The 18,595-nt window shown below is 51.4% G+C and carries 19 protein-coding genes; 9 read left to right on the top strand and 10 right to left on the bottom strand.

From position 1 onward, the window contains the following. Window positions 1-14: 14 nt before the first annotated feature. The gene (locus tag DPV68_RS00305; RefSeq protein WP_114164864.1) at window positions 15-836 is read right to left on the bottom strand and encodes a Cof-type HAD-IIB family hydrolase; all 822 of its coding nucleotides are present in this window, start codon (window positions 834-836) and stop codon (window positions 15-17) included. A gap of 125 nt (window positions 837-961) precedes the next feature. On the opposite strand from DPV68_RS00305, the gene DPV68_RS00300 reads away from it, so the two are divergent. The 4 genes from DPV68_RS00300 (at window position 962) to DPV68_RS00285 (ending at window position 4,881) form a co-directional block, all read left to right on the top strand. Beyond that, window positions 962-1,654, top strand: a complete 693-nt coding sequence (locus DPV68_RS00300; RefSeq protein ID WP_114164863.1) for a response regulator transcription factor — start codon at window positions 962-964, stop codon at window positions 1,652-1,654. Next, window positions 1,651-3,030, top strand: coding sequence for a sensor histidine kinase (locus DPV68_RS00295; protein WP_114164862.1), 1,380 nt, complete (start codon window positions 1,651-1,653; stop codon window positions 3,028-3,030). The genes DPV68_RS00300 and DPV68_RS00295 overlap by 4 nt, the downstream gene beginning before the upstream one ends. A 64-nt stretch (window positions 3,031-3,094) precedes the next feature. After that, complete coding sequence (locus DPV68_RS00290; protein WP_114164861.1) at window positions 3,095-3,460, top strand: DUF1499 domain-containing protein; 366 nt, start codon at window positions 3,095-3,097, stop codon at window positions 3,458-3,460. Continuing rightward, the gene (locus DPV68_RS00285; RefSeq protein WP_114164860.1) at window positions 3,457-4,881 is read left to right on the top strand and encodes a dihydrolipoyl dehydrogenase family protein; all 1,425 of its coding nucleotides are present in this window, start codon (window positions 3,457-3,459) and stop codon (window positions 4,879-4,881) included. Before DPV68_RS00290 ends, DPV68_RS00285 begins: the two co-directional genes overlap by 4 nt. Before the next feature lie 35 nt (window positions 4,882-4,916). On the opposite strand, the gene DPV68_RS00280 is transcribed toward DPV68_RS00285, so the two are convergent. The 3 genes from DPV68_RS00280 to DPV68_RS00270 form a co-directional block, all read right to left on the bottom strand. Further along, complete coding sequence (locus DPV68_RS00280; RefSeq protein ID WP_114164859.1) at window positions 4,917-5,693, bottom strand: flagellar motor protein MotB; 777 nt, start codon at window positions 5,691-5,693, stop codon at window positions 4,917-4,919. Beyond that, entirely contained in the window at window positions 5,671-6,453 is a 783-nt protein-coding gene (motA, locus tag DPV68_RS00275; RefSeq protein WP_114164858.1) for a flagellar motor stator protein MotA, read from the bottom strand. Before motA ends, DPV68_RS00280 begins: the two co-directional genes overlap by 23 nt. A gap of 83 nt (window positions 6,454-6,536) precedes the next feature. Then, window positions 6,537-6,788 carry a hypothetical protein gene (locus tag DPV68_RS00270; protein WP_232819432.1) on the bottom strand — a complete coding sequence of 84 codons (252 nt, stop codon included), beginning with the start codon at window positions 6,786-6,788 and terminating at the stop codon, window positions 6,537-6,539. 140 nt (window positions 6,789-6,928) lie between these two features. Here DPV68_RS00270 and DPV68_RS00265 point away from each other — a divergent pair, with 140 nt between their 5' ends. Beyond that, window positions 6,929-8,308: a TrkH family potassium uptake protein gene (locus tag DPV68_RS00265; RefSeq protein ID WP_114164856.1), complete on the top strand. Its 1,380-nt coding sequence runs from the start codon at window positions 6,929-6,931 to the stop codon at window positions 8,306-8,308. A 23-nt stretch (window positions 8,309-8,331) separates the two neighbouring features. Here DPV68_RS00265 and DPV68_RS00260 read toward each other — a convergent pair whose 3' ends face one another. Together DPV68_RS00260 and DPV68_RS00255 are read right to left on the bottom strand one after the other, a co-directional pair. Then, window positions 8,332-9,402 carry an SDR family oxidoreductase gene (locus DPV68_RS00260; RefSeq protein WP_114164855.1) on the bottom strand — a complete coding sequence of 357 codons (1,071 nt, stop codon included), beginning with the start codon at window positions 9,400-9,402 and terminating at the stop codon, window positions 8,332-8,334. Next, a complete protein-coding gene (locus DPV68_RS00255) occupies window positions 9,402-11,573 on the bottom strand; it encodes a PAS domain-containing sensor histidine kinase (RefSeq protein WP_198662210.1) in 2,172 nt (723 codons plus the stop codon). Before DPV68_RS00255 ends, DPV68_RS00260 begins: the two co-directional genes overlap by 1 nt. Window positions 11,574-11,692: 119 nt before the next feature. Between DPV68_RS00255 and DPV68_RS00250 the strand changes: the two genes are divergently transcribed. After that, complete coding sequence (locus DPV68_RS00250; protein ID WP_232819431.1) at window positions 11,693-12,193, top strand: restriction endonuclease; 501 nt, start codon at window positions 11,693-11,695, stop codon at window positions 12,191-12,193. Between the two features lie 217 nt (window positions 12,194-12,410). After that, window positions 12,411-12,890 carry an LURP-one-related family protein gene (locus DPV68_RS00245; RefSeq protein WP_114164853.1) on the top strand — a complete coding sequence of 160 codons (480 nt, stop codon included), beginning with the start codon at window positions 12,411-12,413 and terminating at the stop codon, window positions 12,888-12,890. A gap of 66 nt (window positions 12,891-12,956) precedes the next feature. On the opposite strand, the gene DPV68_RS00240 is transcribed toward DPV68_RS00245, so the two are convergent. Next, window positions 12,957-13,580, bottom strand: coding sequence for a DUF1836 domain-containing protein (locus DPV68_RS00240; RefSeq protein ID WP_114164852.1), 624 nt, complete (start codon window positions 13,578-13,580; stop codon window positions 12,957-12,959). Window positions 13,581-13,728: 148 nt separating this feature from the next. On the opposite strand from DPV68_RS00240, the gene DPV68_RS00235 reads away from it, so the two are divergent. Further along, window positions 13,729-14,379: a diacylglycerol/polyprenol kinase family protein gene (locus tag DPV68_RS00235; protein ID WP_114164851.1), complete on the top strand. Its 651-nt coding sequence runs from the start codon at window positions 13,729-13,731 to the stop codon at window positions 14,377-14,379. A gap of 152 nt (window positions 14,380-14,531) precedes the next feature. Then, on the top strand, window positions 14,532-15,452 hold the full coding sequence (murB, locus tag DPV68_RS00230) for a UDP-N-acetylmuramate dehydrogenase (RefSeq protein ID WP_114164850.1): 921 nt from the start codon (window positions 14,532-14,534) through the stop codon (window positions 15,450-15,452). Window positions 15,453-15,505: 53 nt separating this feature from the next. On the opposite strand, the gene ald is transcribed toward murB, so the two are convergent. From ald to DPV68_RS00215, 3 genes are all read right to left on the bottom strand, one after another. After that, the gene (ald, locus tag DPV68_RS00225; protein WP_114164849.1) at window positions 15,506-16,636 is read right to left on the bottom strand and encodes an alanine dehydrogenase; all 1,131 of its coding nucleotides are present in this window, start codon (window positions 16,634-16,636) and stop codon (window positions 15,506-15,508) included. Between the two features lie 131 nt (window positions 16,637-16,767). Beyond that, window positions 16,768-17,991, bottom strand: coding sequence for a PucR family transcriptional regulator (locus tag DPV68_RS00220; RefSeq protein WP_114164848.1), 1,224 nt, complete (start codon window positions 17,989-17,991; stop codon window positions 16,768-16,770). Between the two features lie 102 nt (window positions 17,992-18,093). Beyond that, a complete protein-coding gene (locus tag DPV68_RS00215; RefSeq protein WP_114164847.1) occupies window positions 18,094-18,519 on the bottom strand; it encodes a divergent PAP2 family protein in 426 nt (141 codons plus the stop codon). Between the last annotated feature and the right edge of the window lie 76 nt (window positions 18,520-18,595).

Below are 18,595 nucleotides of genomic sequence, written 5' to 3'. Positions count from 1 at the left end.
CCTAGGTTATCCGCTCATTGATCGACGAGGGCGGTTCCCATGAACGTCTCGATGACGTGCGCAATCCCGTCTTCATTGTTTGATTTCGTGATGAAGTCGGCTTTGCCTTTGACCGTCGTGTTGGCGTTGCCCATGGCGACTCCGAGGCCGGCCCATTCGATCATCGTCAAGTCGTTGTTCCCGTCTCCGCAAGCGATGACGTGGGCTTGCTCGATGCCGACGTGTTCGGCGAGGAAGGCGAGGCTTGTCCCTTTCGTCACACCTGCTTCCGTGAACTCAAGGAAAAACGGCTTCGAACGGGCGACAGCGAGTTTCCCTTCGAGCTCGACTTGAAGTTTTGTTTCAATTGGCGCGAGCGTGTCTCCGTCACCAAGCATGAGACACTTGACGACAGGCGTCGTTACCGCTTTTTTGAAGTCATCGACATGGATGACCGGCATCCCTGTCAATTCGCCTTCGATATCGGTATATGGGTTCGGTTGATCGGTTACGATTTCGTTACCGATGTACGTATGAATCGCGATTTCTTCCCGGACACTGATATCATGGAGATGGGCGACCGTTTCAGGAGGCAACGTACTCGAGAAGATTTCTTCATTCGTCTCACAATTGATGATGGAGGCACCGTTAAATGAGAGAATATAGCTACCATATTTGGCAAGTTCGAGCTCTCGGGCAGCATCCCACATCGCGTATGTCGGGCGACCGCTCGCGAGCACGACTTTATGTCCGCGTGCTTGTACATCCAGCAAGGCCGTTTTCGTTTTGGCAGAAATCGTATGGTCGCTCGTGAGGAGCGTATCGTCCATATCTAAAACAATCATCTTGTAACTCATAATGGTAAGGAGTCCTCCTTCAGAATCTAATGACTCCATCCTAATACGATTTGAGGTCAATTGACAACCTTGTCGCAAAAACGTAACTATAATGTAGAGAAGTGAACATCAGAAGAGGTGGATATATGAATCGGATATTAGTAGCCGAAGACGAGCATGCGATTCGCAGCTTCATCATCGTTAATTTAAAGCGGGCCGGTTTCGACGTCTTCGAGGCGACAAACGGACGCGAGGCGGTCACGGCGTTCGACCGCGAACCGTTCGATATCGTCTTGCTCGACGTGATGATGCCCGAGATGGATGGGTTCGAGGCATGCGCCGCCATCCGCGACTTAGATGAGAATGTCGGCATCATCATGCTGACAGCGCGCACACTGGAAGAAGATAAGATTGAAGGGCTCGGCCGAGGAGCGGACGACTATATCGCCAAACCGTTCAGTCCGGGCGAACTTGTGGCACGGATTCAGGCACTGCTACGACGCGTCGAGAAAGTGAAACGAAAAGAGAACAAACGGTTGAAGTCAGGACCGTTCGCCATCGACTTGGCCGCGAAGCAAGTGACGAAGTATGGGCAGTCCATCGATTTGACCCCGACCGAATACGATTTGATTTGTCACCTCGTCCAAAACGAGGAAGTCGTCTTGTCACGTGACGCGCTGTTAGACGCCGTCTGGGGCATCAATTACTTTGGCGACAGAAAGACGGTCGACGTCAACATTCGGCGTCTCCGTCAAAAGATTGAAGACGACCCGAGCCACCCGGCTTATATCGAGACGCTATGGGGGCACGGGTACAAGTGGCGGAGACATGACGGATGAAGCAACAGCTCGTCATTCGGATTATGCTCGTCATGACGCTCGTGCTCGTCTTGCTCGTGAGCGTCCTGTCGTACGGAACGTACCGCTATTACTATGAATATGAATCAGAGGCGTTGCTCAGTCACGCGACGACGAGCGCCTATCTCTATCCGCAGGCACAAGTTGGGTTCGAGACACCGAGCGCGTTCTCAGTCCTCGTCCGGACGTTCGGGTACCCCGGCACTGATTTGACGATTGTCGACCGGACCGGTCAAATCATTAAAACGACGGGACAGCGGGCACAACAGGTGGTCTTTTCGACCGAACAATTGCAAGACCTCGCCCGCGGCGAGTCCGTCGTTCAAGACTACGATACGGAAGGGAATCATTATTTGTCGGTGACGAGCCCCATTATGACCGACGGCACGAGTGAGTTCGCGATTAGCTTCACGCGACCGCTCGCGGATCTCGATACGTTAATCCGTGAGATCTGGATGGCCGTCGTCATGATTGGCGTCTTGATTTGGTTGGTCGCACTCTATGCCGTCATTCGGATTGCCGATCGCTTCGTCCGACCAATCCGTGACATTATCGAGACGGCCGATGAGATGGCACAAGGTGATTTCGACGTCGAAGTCTATTCCAATGAAAAACATGAGCTCGGGGCACTGGCTCGGACGCTCACGTATTTAGGTGCGAAAGTGCAACAGCACCAATCAACACGAAATGAATTTCTATCAAACGTGTCGCACGAGTTGCGGACGCCGCTCACTTCGATTAAAGGTTGGACCGAGACGATTCGCGGCGGGGACGAGAAAGTGTCGGAGGAGACCGAGCTCGGTTTGAGCATCATCCATTCGGAGACGGAGCGGATGATTGGGCTCGTCGAGCAGTTGCTCGATTATACGAAAATCGAAGAGAGCCGGCTCGTCTTGTATCGGCAAGAACTTGACCTTGTATCCTTGTTACGGAAAGTGACGGTCCAATTAAAACAGTCAGTCGAGGACAAACAAATCACGCTCATCGAACGATATCCACAAAAGTCGATTGGACTGTTTGATGAGAACCGGCTCAAGCAAGTATTTTTAAACTTGCTTGAGAACGCGATTCGCTTTTCGCCGGAAGGCGGGACGTTGACGGTACGGTTCGTGCAGTCAGAACGGGTCGCGTTCATCTCGATCATCGACGAGGGACCTGGTATCTCACGGGAGCACCTGCAGCGCATCACAGAAATGTTTTATCAGGCGCAAGTGACGAAAGGCAGCAGTGGTCTCGGTCTCGCCATCGCCAAAGAGTTAATCGAGGCGCACGAAGGGAAGCTCGTCATCGAAAGTGAGGTCGGTCATGGCACGACGGTGACCGTTTTGTTACCGCTCGACCCGAGCGAACTGCATTAAAAGGGTTAAACATTCTGAATTCAGGATACATGTAATTGTATGTAGAATGAGGGAGGTTTTTTTCGTGGCCACGAAATCATTAAAGCTATTGTCCGGAAGTCCGAATGCCGTCTCGACCGAAACAGAAATCGAAGCATTGCGCATGGAGCCGCTCCCATATGCGCGAGACCGCGCTGATAGCATCGAGACAATCAAGATGGTGATGGGGCAACTGCCTCGGACCGAGCTCGTCAAGGAGACGGATGACACGCTGCATTACGTCGTATCATCGAAAGTGATGCGCTTTAAAGACGACGTCGAATTCCGTTTTGACGATGTCACGAGACAAATCGAGTTCCGTTCGGCGGCACGGCTAGGTCATTATGACTTTGGCGTGAACCGAACTCGGATGCAAGACGTGAGTGAACGATATCGGAGGTTGATGAGATGAAGGATTATCAGTTGATTGTGATCGGTGGAGGCGCGGCCGGCATGACGGTAGCGGCCGGCGCCGCGAATCTTGGCGCAAAAGTCGCCTTGGTCGAAAAGAAAAAACATCTCGGGGGCGACTGTCTCCACGTCGGGTGCATCCCGTCGAAAGCGTTGATTGCCGCTTCGAAAGAAGCGAGCAGCATGATGCAGGCAGCGCGCGTATTAGGAACTGAATTTGATGGCCGTGACCATTACCAGACAACGAAGGCACGTGTCGACCGTGCCCGTGCCATCATCCAAGACCATGACGGGACGGATCGTTTCGAGAAAATTGGGGTCGATGTATATGTCGGCGAGGCGTCATTCCAAAGCCCGTACGAGCTCAAAGTTGGGGACGATTTATTGATCGGGAAAAAGTTCGTCATTGCGACCGGCTCGAAACCGACCGTGCCACCAATTGAAGGATTGGACCGGGTGCCATATTTAACGAATGAGCAAGTGTTTGAAGAAGAGACGTTGCCGGAGAGTATCATCGTCATCGGTGCCGGAACAATCGGTCTCGAACTCGCCCAATCGTTCGCTCGTCTTGGCAGTCAAGTGACCGTGCTTGAGGCACAGGACACGTTCTTGCCGCGAGAAGACGAGTCGGTCAGCAAATTGCTCCGCTCACAGCTCGAGATGGCAATGCGCCTTAAAATCGGAATCAAGGTCAATCAAATCTCGGAAATCGCGGGACGAATTCACGTCACTGGCGAAATCAGTGGTGAAACCGTCACGTACGAGGCAGACAAGCTGCTCGTGGCGACGGGCCGTAAACCAAGAATCGATGAACTTCGACTCGATCGGGCCCAAGTGAACGTAAAAGACGGATACGTCGACGTCTCTTCGACATACCGGACGTCCCAACCCCATATTTTCGCGATAGGCGATACCATCAACACGTTACCGTTCACCCACGCGGCCGGAGAAGAAGGGAAAGCCGTCGTGGCGAACGCCTTGTTTGGGCTATGGAACAAGGTCGATTACACGAAGATGCCGTGGATCACGTTCACGGATCCAGAAGTGTTCCACGTCGGGATGACCGAGGCCGAGGCGCGTGAGCGTCACGGTGATGACGTCGAGATTTTTGAAGCGAAACTGTCTGAAGTCGATCGGTTCGTCGCCGACCGTCAAGAGACGGGGTTCGTCAAAATCATCACGCGGAAGAACGGTAAGATTATCGGTGGGCACGCCGTCGGGATGACGGCCGGAGATTGGATGCAAATCGTCGTTTATGCGATGCAGCGGGGCGACAAGATCGGTAAGTTGTCTCGGATGATTTACCCATATCCGTCGCGTAGCGAAGCGGTCAAGAAAGCGGCGGATCTGTACTGGCGGAAACGTTTGTTCAACAGCCCGCTCACCGAGCTCGCCCGCAAATATTTCGAATGGACACGATAACGAAAAATCCCACTCTTTTGCGGAGTGGGATTTTCTTAAGGTAAAACGATCGTCTCAATCATTTTAGGGGATCCTTCTGACAAGTCGACGAGCGGTTTAATCAACACTTCGACGCGGCGGTTTTTGGAGCGACCGGCTTCCGTGTCGTTTGTCGCAATCGGCTTATATTCCCCGTAGCTCGCAAGTGTGAATTGCTCAGGGTTCAACGTGTCGTTCGTCAACAAGCCGCGCATGAAAGCCGTGGCCCGGGCCGAACTGAGTTCCCAGTTCGATGGGAAGCGGGCCGTGTTGATTGGGATGTTATCCGTATGACCCGATACGACGATTTCACGATTGCCGGCCTGTTCGAGAATGCCACTGATGGAACGGGCGACCGTCCGAGCATCCGCGTCGAGCGTCGCTTCGCCCATGCTGAACAATGCCCGGTCTTGAATCGTTAAGACGAGACCGCTCGAATTGATGGACGCTTTGATTTCGTTTTCGAGTCCATTTTTTTGGATGTATTGATTGACCGCTTCTTTCAACTCATCGAGCTTGGCGAGTTCGTATGTCCGGGGATTCGCCGTCGTATCCGTTTTGTTCGTGCGACTAATATCGCTGTTCGAAGCCGTCGAAGCTTGAAACACGCTCGTCCCGCCTGAGAACACTTGATTAAAGGACTGGGACATCTTTTCGAGCTTGGTCTGGTCGACGTTACTCGAAGCGAACAAAACGATGAACAAGGCGAGCAGAAGCGTCAGGAGATCGGCATAAGGAATGAGCCAGCCTTCAGGAATATGTTCTTCATGATCATGCTTCTTTTTGCGCTTCATAGTTCGCTCGCTCCTTTGGAGACAAATACACGGCCAACTTATCTTCTAGCGTCTTTGGTGATTCGCCGCCTTGGATAGACAAAATTCCTTCAATCATCATTTCCTTGACGACAACCTCGCTCTTCGAATATTGCTTCAACTTGTTGGCGAACGGAAACCACAAGACATAGCCACTAAAGATCCCGAACAGCGTTGCGACGAAGGCCGCCGAGATGGCATATCCGAGTTTGTCGATATCCGATAAATCTTTTAATGCGGCGACGAGGCCGATGACGGCCCCGAGTACACCGAGTGTCGGGGCATATGTCCCCGCTTGAGTGAACACATCCGCGTTCGCTTTGTGGCGAATTTCCATATTCTCGATATCACGAGACATGACCTCCGCGATGTACTCGGACGGTTGGCCGTCGATGACCATCATCATGCCTTGTTTCAAGAACGGTTCTTCGACTTGTTCGAGCGCGGTTTCTAACGATAACAGTCCTTCTTTACGCGCTTGCGTCGACAAATCGACGAATTGTGCCAAAAGTCCGGCTTTACTCGGTAATTCTTGCTTTTTGAATAGAATCTTGAAAAGCGTTGGTACGTTTTGCAGCTGTTCTTTAGAGACGGCAATACTGACCGCGGCCGCTGTCCCGACGAAAATAATGACAAGTGCTGCTGGGTTGATCAGCGGGGCAATCCCGGCTCCTTTCAAGATCATCCCACCGATGAGGGTGAGGAACCCGAGGAGGAGACCTATTAACGTGACGACATCCATGTCTTTGTTTTCCACCTTTCTAAAAATCAGGAGACAAAAAAGCGAGAGACTTAACTCGTCTCCCGCAAATGCGTTCCCGATGGTTAAGCGCCGTTTTCATCAATCAACATTTGAATGATGATATTTCGTTCTTCACGCTCTATATCGGTTAACACGTCGTATTTTTTTAATAATGCGTACAATTGATTCACAACTTCTTGATCGAGTGACCAATGCAGCAGTTCTTCAAGCTGGAAATAAAGATGGGCGGGCATACATTGGGACTGCCGCTCCAACCTTCGCGAGACATCCGTTAGCGAATGATCTACCGTACTAGGGTCCACGGTTTCATTCAACCTCCTCAACATTCATAAAGTCTATCTCTCATATTACCAAAAAATCGGACGAACAGTTAGCGATACATTTTCTAGTTGGCAATTTTAAACGTGAGGAGTAATATGAGCCTTAGAAAATTTGATGCGAAGGAGATAGCGAGATGCGACATCGATTGACCGTACGGGAATTGCGCGTAAAACGAATTGAGGCGCTCTACCGGCTCGTGTTTGAAAAGCCGGCCCGTTTTATCGCAACTGGATTTTTACTCGCCATCTTGACGGGTGCGACATTGCTTTATACGCCGTTCGCTCAAGACGAACCGGTCTCCTGGATTGATTGTTTATTTATTGCGACGTCGGCCGGCACAGTGACAGGGTTGTCGACGATTGATATCGGCTCTTCCTTTAGTACGTTCGGTGAACTCGTCATCGTCGTATTGATTCAAATCGGAGGACTTGGCTTCATGACGGTGGCTCTTATGTTGCTCAGCGTGCTCGGGAAGAAGATTGGCTTGAAGCAACGAATCCTGCTTCAAGAATCACTCAATCTGTCAGGTCCCGGCGGCACGGTACGGCTCGTCCGCAACATCGTCTTCACGACACTCGTCGTTCAATTTCTGGGGATGCTGTTCTTAACGTTCGAGCTGTATAGTACTGGTGATTATCGCTTCGGTGAGGCATTGTATTATGGCTTCTTCCATGCGATCTCAGCATTCAACAACGCCGGGTTCGCGCTTTGGCCGGACAGCTTGATGCAGTTCGAGCAAAACACGGCCATCGTCATCACAATTGCCGCTCTGCTCATGATTGGGGGTCTCGGCTTCACAACGATTGCGGATGCGACCGAGGTGAAGCGTTGGAAACGTCTCGCGCTCCATTCGAAAATCATGATTGCCTCACTCGCCATCGTCAACGGGATTGCCTGGTTCGCACTCTTGCTGTTTGAATGGGTGTCGGCTGAAGGGAGCTTGTATGGACGTTCGTTCGGAGAAGCGCTCCACGTCACTTTCTTTCAGGCGGTGACGACCCGGACGGCCGGTTTCAACACGATTGATATTTCGACGATGGCACCTGTGTCCATCGGTGTCATCTTGATTCTCATGTATATCGGGGCAGGTGCGGCTTCTACTGGGTCCGGGATTAAAGTGACGACCGTCGCTGTCATTCTGGCCGATATGTGGGCGTTCATTGCTGGAAAAAAAGAGACGGTCATTCTCGAACGGACGATTGACGCGTTTCAAATCAAAAAGGCATATATCGTGGCTATCACGAGTTTCATCTTTATTTTATTGATCACGGCATTGACGATTTTGACGAACGGTCACATTTCGGCGACCGCACTCTTATTTGAGACGGTCTCAGCGTTCGGGACGGTCGGGTTATCACTCGGCATCACGGCAGAGCTGAACGATGCAGGAAAAGGTTTTATCATGTTCATGATGTTGCTCGGCCGCGTCGGATCGTTGACAATCCTGTTCACGGTCGCGAGACAGATGGACCGGAAAATCCGTTATCCGAAAGAGAAACTGCTAATTGGATGAGGACACACAAAAAGCCCTGATGCTCAGGGCTTTTTGTGTGCGTTGTAATAGGCGACGATATCAGGTAAGTAGTCCTTTAAATCTGGACAAACGATCCCGGTCCCGTTTAATGCCCGTAGCGTCTGGGTCGTGTCGAAATGGACTTGATGCTTGAAATAGTCGAGCAGTTCGCGAGGAACGCTGTAACGCTCCGATAGCTGTAACGCTGAAAATCCGGTCTCCGCGACCGCATGTGGGATCGTCCCGCGTGGAGGACGACCAAACATCTCTTCATGGATCATCCGGTATACTTCTCGTGCGCCGTGCGGGAACGGATCCGTCAAATGGAACGTCCGTTTTAAACCGACGGGCGCGTGGGTGAGATAGGCGGTCGCCTCGACGACATAATCGTACGGGACAAGGTTCACTTCGACGTTTTGGCGGCCGATGTACGGAAGCGGCGCCGTTTGGCGGAGCTGATCCATCAGTTTTAATACGAAGTAGACCCCGTCAAACTTCTTCGTCTCGCCGGTCCGGCTATGTCCGATGACGATTCCTGGACGAATGATGGTCACAGGCATCGAGCCAAGCTCGCGTGAGACGATGGCCTCAGCCTCATATTTCGTCGCCTCGTAATGATTTTTGAAGTGGACGCGGTGCCATAGCTCGTTCTCATACACCGTACCTTGGCGCCGCCCAGATACATAAGCGGTACTGAAGTAGACATATCGTTTCAAGTGCGACGCCCGCTTCGCGAGTGAAGTGATGTGTTTTGTTCCGAGCATATTGATGCGATAGCCGACGTCGTAAGGGATGCTCAAATCGTAGGCGGCGGCCAAATGAAACACGTAGTTCACTTCGCGCTCGATGACCGAGCGCATGATCGGGTCAAACACGACTTCCGGCAATGTGACATCGGCTTCGACAAGCACGAGCTGATCCTCTCGTAACGACGTTATCTTCAACAGCTCCTGTTTCATGGCGAGTGCCCCGGAACGTTCGGCCGGGAGGTGGAGCGCGTAAATCGTTCCAATCTGATTTGGCAATGACGCGAGGTGCGCGATCATCTTCCCGGCTAAAAAGCCGGGGAAACCTGTGAAAGCGTAATGGTTCATCATGTCTCCTCCGCTAAGTCCAATGTAAACGTGAACGTCGAGCCCACTCCTACGCTCGACTCGACTTCAATACTACCGCCATGTGATTCAATGATTTCCTTACAAATCGATAAACCGAGTCCGGTTCCGCCGATTTGGCGCGTGTCTGAATTGTCGACACGATAAAACTTTTTGAATAACTCTTCGAATGCATGTTCGGGTATCCCGATGCCAAAGTCCTGAATGGACACATGGGCTTGATTCCGTTCATGGCGAACCCGTACCTCGACCTCGTGGCGATGGGGTGAATACTTGATGGCGTTCGATAGCAGATTGATGATGACTTGCTCGATGCGGTCTTTGTCCGCGACTAGGTGAAGCGGTGTATCGGTATCATCGAAATGAATGGAGTGATTGCTCGTCTCGCGGAAGCGTTCAACGACATCGCGGACGAGTTCGTTCAAGATGAAATGGTCTTTCTTGTATTCTTGATTGCCGTCTTCCATGCGTTGAATATCGAGAAAATCGTTTAAAAGGTCGGTCAGACGTTTCGCTTCCTTTGCCATCGTCTTCAAGTAGCGTTCACGCTTTTCCGGGTTCAACTCGCGAGTGAGCATCAACTCGATATATCCAGACAGCGACGAGAGTGGGGTTCTCAGTTCATGAGACACGGTGCTAACTAATTCGTTTTTAATTTGATCCATCCGTTCTTCCTCGCTGCGATTGCGAAACACGAACAAAAACCCGCTGTCCATTCCGATTTGGCGCTTCGTATCCATGCCCGTCCCATACATCTCGTAATATTGTTCGTCCCGCTCGTTTGGCTGTGGAATCGAAAAGCGCATCGAGACTTCACGCGCCGAGCCGTCGAGCAACAAGTCAATTTTTTTCAAGATTTCAGAGCGGTCCCGTGCCCGCAACGTCGTCAGGAGCGGGATTCGCTCTTGCATCTTGTTCGGGGCGATTCCCGGCAAATCGAGCAGACGGCGGGCATGTACGTTCATGAACAGGACGCTACCGTTCGACTCGGTCAAGACGAACGCTTCGTTGGACGCCTGTAGAATCGATTGAATGATGTCTCGCTGTCGGGCGATGGCGTTTTTTTCCCGTTCGAGCATGCGCTCGACTTTCTTTCGGTCACTAATGTCACGCATGACAGCGACGCGGAGCGTCTGTCCTCGGAATGTCACTTCTTTGGGATACACTTCCATCTCGAGGAACGTCCCGTCGTCACGACGCCCGATCACTTCATATGGTGTTTGAATGTGATTTCGGATACGACGCAATACGTCGGCCCGGTAGCCTTCCGCGATGAATTCGATTGTTTGACGGCCGACCATCTGTTCGGCCGGAATTCGGAAAATGGTCTCGGCAGCTTTGTTTGCGTCAAGAATCATCCCGCCTTCATGGAACAAAACGGCTTCGATGACGGATTCGGCAAACATGCGGTAGCGTTGTTCTTTATGAAGCAACTCGCCTTTCAGTGCGATTTCAGGACTGACATCAAACACGAAAAAGAAAAATCCGATGATGCGTGCTTGCTCGTAGACGGGATGCATGAACAGTTTTCCGACGAAATGGGTGCGGTCTTTTCGTTGGAACTTCCATTCACGATCGCCACGGTCTAACGCTACACGGAGCATCTGTTCGAACGACAATAGCCGTTCTGTCTCGTCTTGATAATGGGTCCGTTTTTCGCTAAGTTCCCGCGACTCGAATAGACCGAACGGAGTCATTTCATAGAGCACTTCATGCGGTTCATAGCCGAACAGTGCGGTCGCGCCTTTATTGAAGCGATTGATCAACAGATTTGCATCGGTCATGATCATCGCCATATCAAGTTCGGTGTGCATCATCGCCTCGAAGGCGTTATGTTGCACAGTGACACGCGTATCGAGCGGGAGCGGCTCGATTAAAAGGATGTAGACGTCACCGTTCGGGATGGCATGAATCCGAATCGTCGGCATCTCATACGTCCAGGGCAAGCCTTGCTCCATCCGCCGCGATAGCTCCATCGTAATTGGTGACTGGTTGACCATATGAAAGATGTTCGATCGCGTTTGCAAGTCTTCAGGGAATTGCTCTAAGAACGGACGGTTTACTTGAACGATTGTCCCATCCTTCGTGATTAACGCTACACCGTAAGGTAAGGCGTGCAGCAGCTCGCTTTGGAGATGTCCTCGGTTCTCCATCAACGATGATCCCTCCTTCTCTATATCAAACGGGTACATCTTCAATACATTCGACAGCTCCCCCTTTGTTTTCCTGCCTTCAAACGGTAAAGTGAAGGTGAGAACAAATGGAGAGGACGATGGACGTGAAAGGAATGGGGCTCAGCTTAATGATTGCCCTCGGGTTATGGTGGTGGGATGCACCGATTTGGGGCATCATCGCATGTGTAGGCATCGGTCTGCTTTGGCTCATCTGGCGCATGCGTCTCTCGACAATCCACCGCATCGATCGGATGGACGGCCGCGAGTTTGAATTATTTCTAGAAGAAGTGTTCACCGCACTCGGTTACACGGTGACGGTGACGCCGGCGTCACGCGACTTCGGGGCAGACCTGCTCCTTGAAGCGGAGGACGGATGGTCAATCGCGGTCCAAGCGAAACGCTATGAAAAAGCGGTCGGCCTTGAAGCAGTCCAGCAAGTCGCGGCGTCTGTTCCGTACTACGGTGTGAACGAAGGGTGGGTCGTGACGAACTCATCTTATACAGAAAGTGCATACGAATTGGCGGAGCCAAATCAAGTTCGTCTGATTGCAAGAACGGAGCTCGAACAGTTGTTGAAACAGGCCGGTTTCAAGCGGTAGGGCCGTGCTTGTTCACAACTTTGACAGAATGGCGGATTGTGTCGAAGAAAAAGGGTTGTCTTTTTCATCAATCGGTGCAATAATCATCTTCGTCATACGAAATATGCAGTCGCTGAAACGAGAAAAGGCGACGAAGAGGACCAATTTTGGGGGCTTCATAGAAAGACCAACCAAACAGATATAAGTCCACGGTTGGAACGTATTAGGAGGAAAAGCGGTGCGCAAATTAATTTATGTAAAAGGTTGCGTCTTTACGCAAGGCGAAGCGACCATTTATGACGAGACAAATGATGCGATCGGATCTGTTCACCGCGACGCGGAGGGCAGTGTTCAAGTGCACAACTTGTCAGGCCGTCAAATCGCTCACGGGAAGTACATCCCGAACTGCCAGAAATGGGTCGTCATGAACCATGACGGGCAAGCGATTGGTCAATTGAAGGACAAATTCTCGTTATTCGGGAAAAAGTGTGAGTACAACGTCTATGAACGCGGTCTCTATACGATTCAATACGATGTCGAGCGTTACAAGTTCAGCGTTCGAGACAAAGCAGGCAAACTTGTGGCGGAACTCCGCAAACAGGACGATGACTGCTTCTGTTTGACGAAAGAGGCCGATCAACTCTCGATGTTTGAGTTGTTGTCTGTGCTCAAAACGTTAACGGTTAAGTCACGGATGCCAATCGCAATGTCGGTCTAACACACATGGCGAGCACCAGTCATAGCGACTGGTGCTTTTTTTTAGAAAAAGCTCCATTCGACGAGGTCAAATGAAGCGGTTCAAATACTGTTTGGCCTCAATCTCGAGCGCCGTCACACGGTGCGCATATAAACAGAGTTTAAGGACGTGCAAGATATTCGGATGGGTGTAGCCCGTCTTCTCAATGGAACGTTTCGCGCGAGTGTCGAGTAGCTCGATCGGGCTCGTTGACTTGGCATATTCGGCATAAAGGCGGTAAAAATCAATTGGTGAGATGAGGTCGTCTTCATCACGGTCAGGGTTGTTGAAGATGAGCGCGAGAAGCGAGCTTGTCTCTTCAAGCGAAAACAAATGTTTTAAGTCATCTAGTAAGTAAATAATGGCCGCTTGTTGGAGCGAGTATTTTTTCCCGATTCGGGGCACTCCGATGATTGTTCGAACTTCTCGTTTCGTCCAGTTTTGAATCGTAGTGGCGGATAAATGTTCCCCCGTCAACGTGTTCGCCAAAGCGACGATTTGATTAATCGATAGTCCATTCGTTTCAATATGAAACAAATGGAATTTCCGAAGTTCTTTCGGGAAATGGTCGCGCACGTCCTCAGGGAAAAGAGACAGGGCCCGATCGACGTCGCCAATCCGCATATAATGAAGACAATCAGCTAAAGTTTGAATCGAAATTGCGTCGCGCATACAGGCATCCTTTCTATAGCCGCTTACGTCCATTGGCTATACAGTCATTTGACCTCATTCTATCAAATGTTTGAAAAGGAAGCTAGGCTATCGCCTGATTAAGGTATAATGAATACATATAAAAAATGGAGATAAAGGTGGTCCGAAAATGAATGAATGGGTCAGTTCTATCCTGTCCATCGTCATTGTCCTGGTGTTTCTCGTCGGTCTTGAACAGATCGGCAAACGCCTCGACTGGACGGATGAGACAATTCGAAAGAGTGTACATATCGCGGTCGGCCATTGGTCGCTACTCGCAGTCTGGTTAATGGAGACGTGGTACGTCGCAGCCGTCCCGCTCGTCTTTTTCACGTTCGCGAACGCATGGCTTCTTTATAAGAGTCCGTCCCCGGTCCATCAGACGGAGCGCAAATCACTCGGTACCGTCTATTATCCGATCGCCTTGCTCGTCATCTTGTACTTTTTCTTCGAATCGGAGCCGCTCGCCTTTTTGGCCGGTTCGCTCGTCTTGGCTTGGGGAGATGGGTTGGCCGCTCTCATCGGACGTAAATATGGTACCGTGACGTACGACTTATATGGGCAGAAGCGCTCGTTTCAAGGGAGCATGGCCATGTTCCTCAGTTCGTACGCTGTCCTCTTTTTATTGTTTTTGTGGGATGATGTTCCACTTTGGCAAGTGGTAACATATGGATTCATTATTTCTATCATCGCTACGCTAACAGAAGCGATTTCATATCGAGACTGGGATAACTTTACAATTCCAATTGTGGTAGCGGTGGCTACATCATTATTGCTCTAAACTAATTCCTTCATTGTAAAGAAAACGTTGCTTGTCACCCCTGTCAAAGATTTGTATACTGTGTTTCGTACTGACATCATTCAGTACCATGTCTGCCTCCATCGACTTACCGAGGCACTCTTAAAATAGAACGTAAAGGATTGAGGCAACGCATGAGCTTTTTAGATCAACTATTTACTATCATCCCGGCCGATCGCGTAAAGCAAGACGAACCACTTTCGGCACACACGTATACAAAATTAGGCGGGAATGCTGATTATTTCGTGGCCCCGCACACGTACGAGGAAGTGCAAGCCGTGCTTGAGCTCGCCCATCGCGAGAGCGTCCCGTTCATGATTCTCGGATTCGGATCAAATTTGATTGTCCGTGACGGAGGCCTTCGGGGTATCGTCTTAAACTTGAACGAACTGAAAACGATTCGTCGAGATGGGAATCAATTGATTGCCCAAGCAGGTGCGGCCATCATCGACGTGTCGCGGCAAGCGCTCGCCGAGGAGTTATCAGGCTTAGAATTCGCCTGTGGTATCCCAGGGACGGTTGGCGGCGCGGTGTATATGAACGCAGGCGCTTACGGCGGAGAGACGAAAGATGTCATCACGAGCGCGGTCGTTTTGTCGCCAGAAGGCGAACTCATGACGCTCACGAAGGAGGACCTCGACCTCGACTACCGGACGAGCCGAATCTCGAAAGAAGGCTTGATCGTGCTTGAAGCGACGTTCGAACTCGAACCGCTCGGCTATGAAGCGATCAAAGACGTGATGGATGACTTGACGTACAAGCGCGAGTCGAAACAACCACTTGAATATCCGTCATGCGGTAGTGTCTTCAAACGGCCACCGGGCTACTTCGCTGGTAAATTGATTCAAGACTGCGGTCTGCAAGGGAAGCGGATCGGTGGAGCGGAAGTCTCACTCAAGCACGCTGGATTCATCGTCAACATTGACGAGGCGACGGCGACCGAGTACATCTCGCTCATCCGTCACGTCCAAGCGACGGTGCAGGAGAAGTTCAAAATTGAGCTCGAACCAGAAGTGAAAATCATCGGTGAGGATATCGCCGTCGAGAACGCCTGAACGCACCAAACGCTCGAACCGATCGGTTCGAGCGTTTATTTATGGCTTTGCGTTTATGCTTGTAGTTGCTTCGTGACCGCCTCGGCAGGCGCCACGAACGTGTAACCAAGGTCACGCGCGACAGCCTCATACGTGACCGTTCCATCGATGACGTTCAGGCCTTTGAGTAACGCAGCGTTTTCACGGAGCGCCGGGAAAATCCCTTTTTGCGCACACTCGACGATATACGGCATCGTCGCGTTCGTCAAGCCGAGTGTTGACGTACGTGGGACGGCACCCGGCATGTTGGCGACGGCATAATGTTGCACACCGTAGCGCTCATACGTCGGTGCGTCATGCGTCGTGATATGGTCAATCGTCTCGCAAATCCCGCCTTGATCGATGGCGACATCGACGATGACCGACCCCGGTGACATCTGTTGGACCATTTCTTTCGTGACGAGTTTCGGTGCTTTCGCGCCCGGGATGAGCACGGCCCCGATGACAAGGTCACTCTCGGCCACTTGTTTGGCGATGTTGTAGCTGTTTGAGATGAGCGTGTTGATTGTGTTGCCGAACTGGTCGTCGATTTGGCGAAGGCGTGCTGGGCTGATATCCATGAGCGTGACGTTGGCACCAAGACCGATGGCAATGCGGGCCGCGTTCATCCCGACGACGCCGCCCCCGATGACGGTGACGTTCGCACGTGGTACGCCAGGCAGGCCAGACAAGAGAATCCCTTTTCCGCCGTGCGGTTTTTCAAGGATTTGGGCCCCGATTTGTGCGGCCATCCGTCCAGCCACTTCGCTCATCGGTGTGAGGAGCGGCAACGTGCGGTCAATCTCAACCGTCTCGTAAGCGATCGCCGTCATCCCAGAATCGACGAGTGCTTTCGTGAGTTCTGGTTCGGCCGCCAAGTGCAAATACGTGAAGAGCGTCAAATCGCGACGGAAATAATGATATTCCGACGGTTGCGGTTCCTTGACTTTCAACGCCAATTCAACGTGTTCCCAAACGTCCGCTGCCGTGTCGACAATGGTCGCACCAGCATCGACATATTCCATATTCGTAAAACCGCTCCCGACTCCGGCTTCGGTCTCGACGAGCACCTCATGTCCAAGTTCTGTTAACACCGCTGCACCCATCGGTGTCAAGGCCACACGGTTTTCGTTATTTTTAATTTCTTTCAATACCCCGATCTTCATGTAAAGTTCCCCTTTCTCTCTACTGACACAATTTGTTCACACTTCTAGTATAGACCCCTATGAAAACGCTGTCTTTAGCATGGATTCTAAAAATGACAACACCCACTTTGTGAAAAATCACAAATTGGATGTCAATCGTCTTGCCGATACTGGCCTGCCTTGATGGCGAGATAGACAGCGGCCCGTTCAGGTAGCGAGACTTGCGTGATATTCGTCAGCTCCTCGATGCGGCGAATCCGATAGAGCACAGTGTTCGGATGAATATGAAGATGCGCGGCGACACGTTTGACGTTCCCGTCAAAATAGAAATACCACTCGAGCGTGGTGACGAGTTCAGTCTGATGAGCGACATCATATGCCTGCAAACGCTCGATGATCGGATGCGTCTCGAGTCGAAGCCCGATGCGGCGAGCGAGATCTGGGACGAGTTGATAAATCCCGATTTGTTCGAACGTGTGCGTCGTGGCAAGTTCATACGGAAACTTCCGACGAAGTGATGTGACCCGTCGTGCTTCTTCCATTGCTGCATACAGCATGTCGCTCTCAAAGAAACGACGGCTGACGCCTAAACGTGGATCGACTTCCGTGAATTTCTCTCGGAGCTGTGTCTCGAAGCGATTGGCCCACTGTAAAAGTGCCGTCTCTTCCTCGGCCAACTCCGATTTCATATAATGCCAGACGAGCAGTTGTTGACCGTCGATGGCATGCAGCACGATTTCAATCGCTTGTTGGGTCGCGAGAACGTAAAATAATCGCTCCGCTAACTGTGGGGTGATCGGCTGAGCGCACTCGATGATAGTGAGCCGGCTGGCGACAGCAATCGGGGCGAGTTCATTTAACCGATCGCGATGAGCGGGCGACAAATTGGGGGTCGCTAACACTTCTAAAAAGAAGCGCTCGAGCTCGGCATCGATACGCCGTTCGTGCATGGCGATAGTCATGAGCAACTTTTTAGCGATGCCCGTGCCTTCTTTTAACACAGTGAGCTCTTGTTCCGAGAACGGGGTCGTTCGGGCGAGGCTCCAAATATAACCGAGCACATCGTCCTGTTGTTTGATAACGACAGCGGCACGTTCGCCTAAACCGACAGCCATCCGGGCTGGGATGACGACCGGTTCGTCGCGGTCGATCACTTCTTGCAGGATTCCACTTTCCCATAAGTCCTCGATAACCGCTTCCGGGACGCGGCGGCCGATAATTGTCGCAATGCGCGCCGGGTCGGTCGAGTCGGGGTGGGTACTGTAAGCGAGCAACTGATGATGGCGATTTTCAATCGTGATTGGAGCGCGGATAGCCTGTCCGATGGCTTCGGCAAGCGTGTCGAGCGACTCATAAGATTTCTGCAAAAAAGGCATGTCGATTCCTCCTCTCTCTTACTATACCGTCTCTATTGTGAAAGTTCACAAAAAGATGGGCAGTTCTTGAGAGGGGCCGACATGCCTGAACGTGTGTATCGTTTACATTGGGAAAAATAGTCCGACGACGAGGCCGAGCAATGCGCCGACGATGACTTGGTACGGTGTATGGCCGACGAGTTCGTTCAAGATTGGCGTCTCGTGCTTGATCCCTTTGAAGTAGTCGTTTAACAAACGGGCTTGGAAGCCGACCGCTTGCCGGACACCAGTCGCGTCGTACATGACGATCGTCGCAAATGTGAGTGCGAGGGCGAACATACTGGAGTCGAGTCCTTCAGCCCGGCCAATCGCGGTCGCGAGCGCGACGACGGTCGAGGTGTGGGAACTTGGCATCCCACCTGAGGCAAACATGATTTCAAGTTCAAAATCTCGTGTTTTAATGAGTTCGGTTACGAGCTTGGCCGCCTGGGCGATGAACCACGCGAGCAAGGCGGCGAGTAAAGGTTCGTTAAAGAGCAATCGATTCACTTCCTGTCTGACAATGGTATCTACACTATACCCGATTCAATCAGGTGATAGACGTAAAGTTTTTGTCAAAAAAAGC

The sequence above is a fragment of the Exiguobacterium sp. TNDT2 genome (assembly GCF_003331145.1).
GTDB lineage: Bacteria > Bacillota > Bacilli > Exiguobacteriales > Exiguobacteriaceae > Exiguobacterium.
The sequence above is the reverse complement of the archived record's forward strand: the minus strand, read 5'-3'. Positions and strand labels throughout refer to the sequence as shown.

Bases quoted from the DNA above. Each gene is read 5' to 3' on its own strand.
- DPV68_RS00305 (WP_114164864.1), bottom strand. From the start codon at position 836: ATGAGTTACAAGATGATTGTTTTAGATATGGACGATACGCTCCTCACG.
- DPV68_RS00285 (WP_114164860.1), top strand. From the start codon at position 3,457: ATGAAGGATTATCAGTTGATTGTGATCGGTGGAGGCGCGGCCGGCATG.
- motA (WP_114164858.1), bottom strand. From the start codon at position 6,453: ATGGATGTCGTCACGTTAATAGGTCTCCTCCTCGGGTTCCTCACCCTC.
- DPV68_RS00250 (WP_232819431.1), top strand. From the start codon at position 11,693: ATGGACGTGAAAGGAATGGGGCTCAGCTTAATGATTGCCCTCGGGTTA.
- DPV68_RS00260 (WP_114164855.1), bottom strand. From the start codon at position 9,402: ATGAACCATTACGCTTTCACAGGTTTCCCCGGCTTTTTAGCCGGGAAG.
- DPV68_RS00265 (WP_114164856.1), top strand. From the start codon at position 6,929: ATGCGACATCGATTGACCGTACGGGAATTGCGCGTAAAACGAATTGAG.
- DPV68_RS00280 (WP_114164859.1), bottom strand. From the start codon at position 5,693: ATGAAGCGCAAAAAGAAGCATGATCATGAAGAACATATTCCTGAAGGC.
- DPV68_RS00255 (WP_198662210.1), bottom strand. From the start codon at position 11,573: ATGGAGAACCGAGGACATCTCCAAAGCGAGCTGCTGCACGCCTTACCT.
- DPV68_RS00220 (WP_114164848.1), bottom strand. From the start codon at position 17,991: ATGCCTTTTTTGCAGAAATCTTATGAGTCGCTCGACACGCTTGCCGAA.
- DPV68_RS00240 (WP_114164852.1), bottom strand. From the start codon at position 13,580: ATGCGCGACGCAATTTCGATTCAAACTTTAGCTGATTGTCTTCATTAT.
- ald (WP_114164849.1), bottom strand. From the start codon at position 16,636: ATGAAGATCGGGGTATTGAAAGAAATTAAAAATAACGAAAACCGTGTG.
- DPV68_RS00295 (WP_114164862.1), top strand. From the start codon at position 1,651: ATGAAGCAACAGCTCGTCATTCGGATTATGCTCGTCATGACGCTCGTG.
- murB (WP_114164850.1), top strand. From the start codon at position 14,532: ATGAGCTTTTTAGATCAACTATTTACTATCATCCCGGCCGATCGCGTA.
- DPV68_RS00300 (WP_114164863.1), top strand. From the start codon at position 962: ATGAATCGGATATTAGTAGCCGAAGACGAGCATGCGATTCGCAGCTTC.
- DPV68_RS00235 (WP_114164851.1), top strand. From the start codon at position 13,729: ATGAATGAATGGGTCAGTTCTATCCTGTCCATCGTCATTGTCCTGGTG.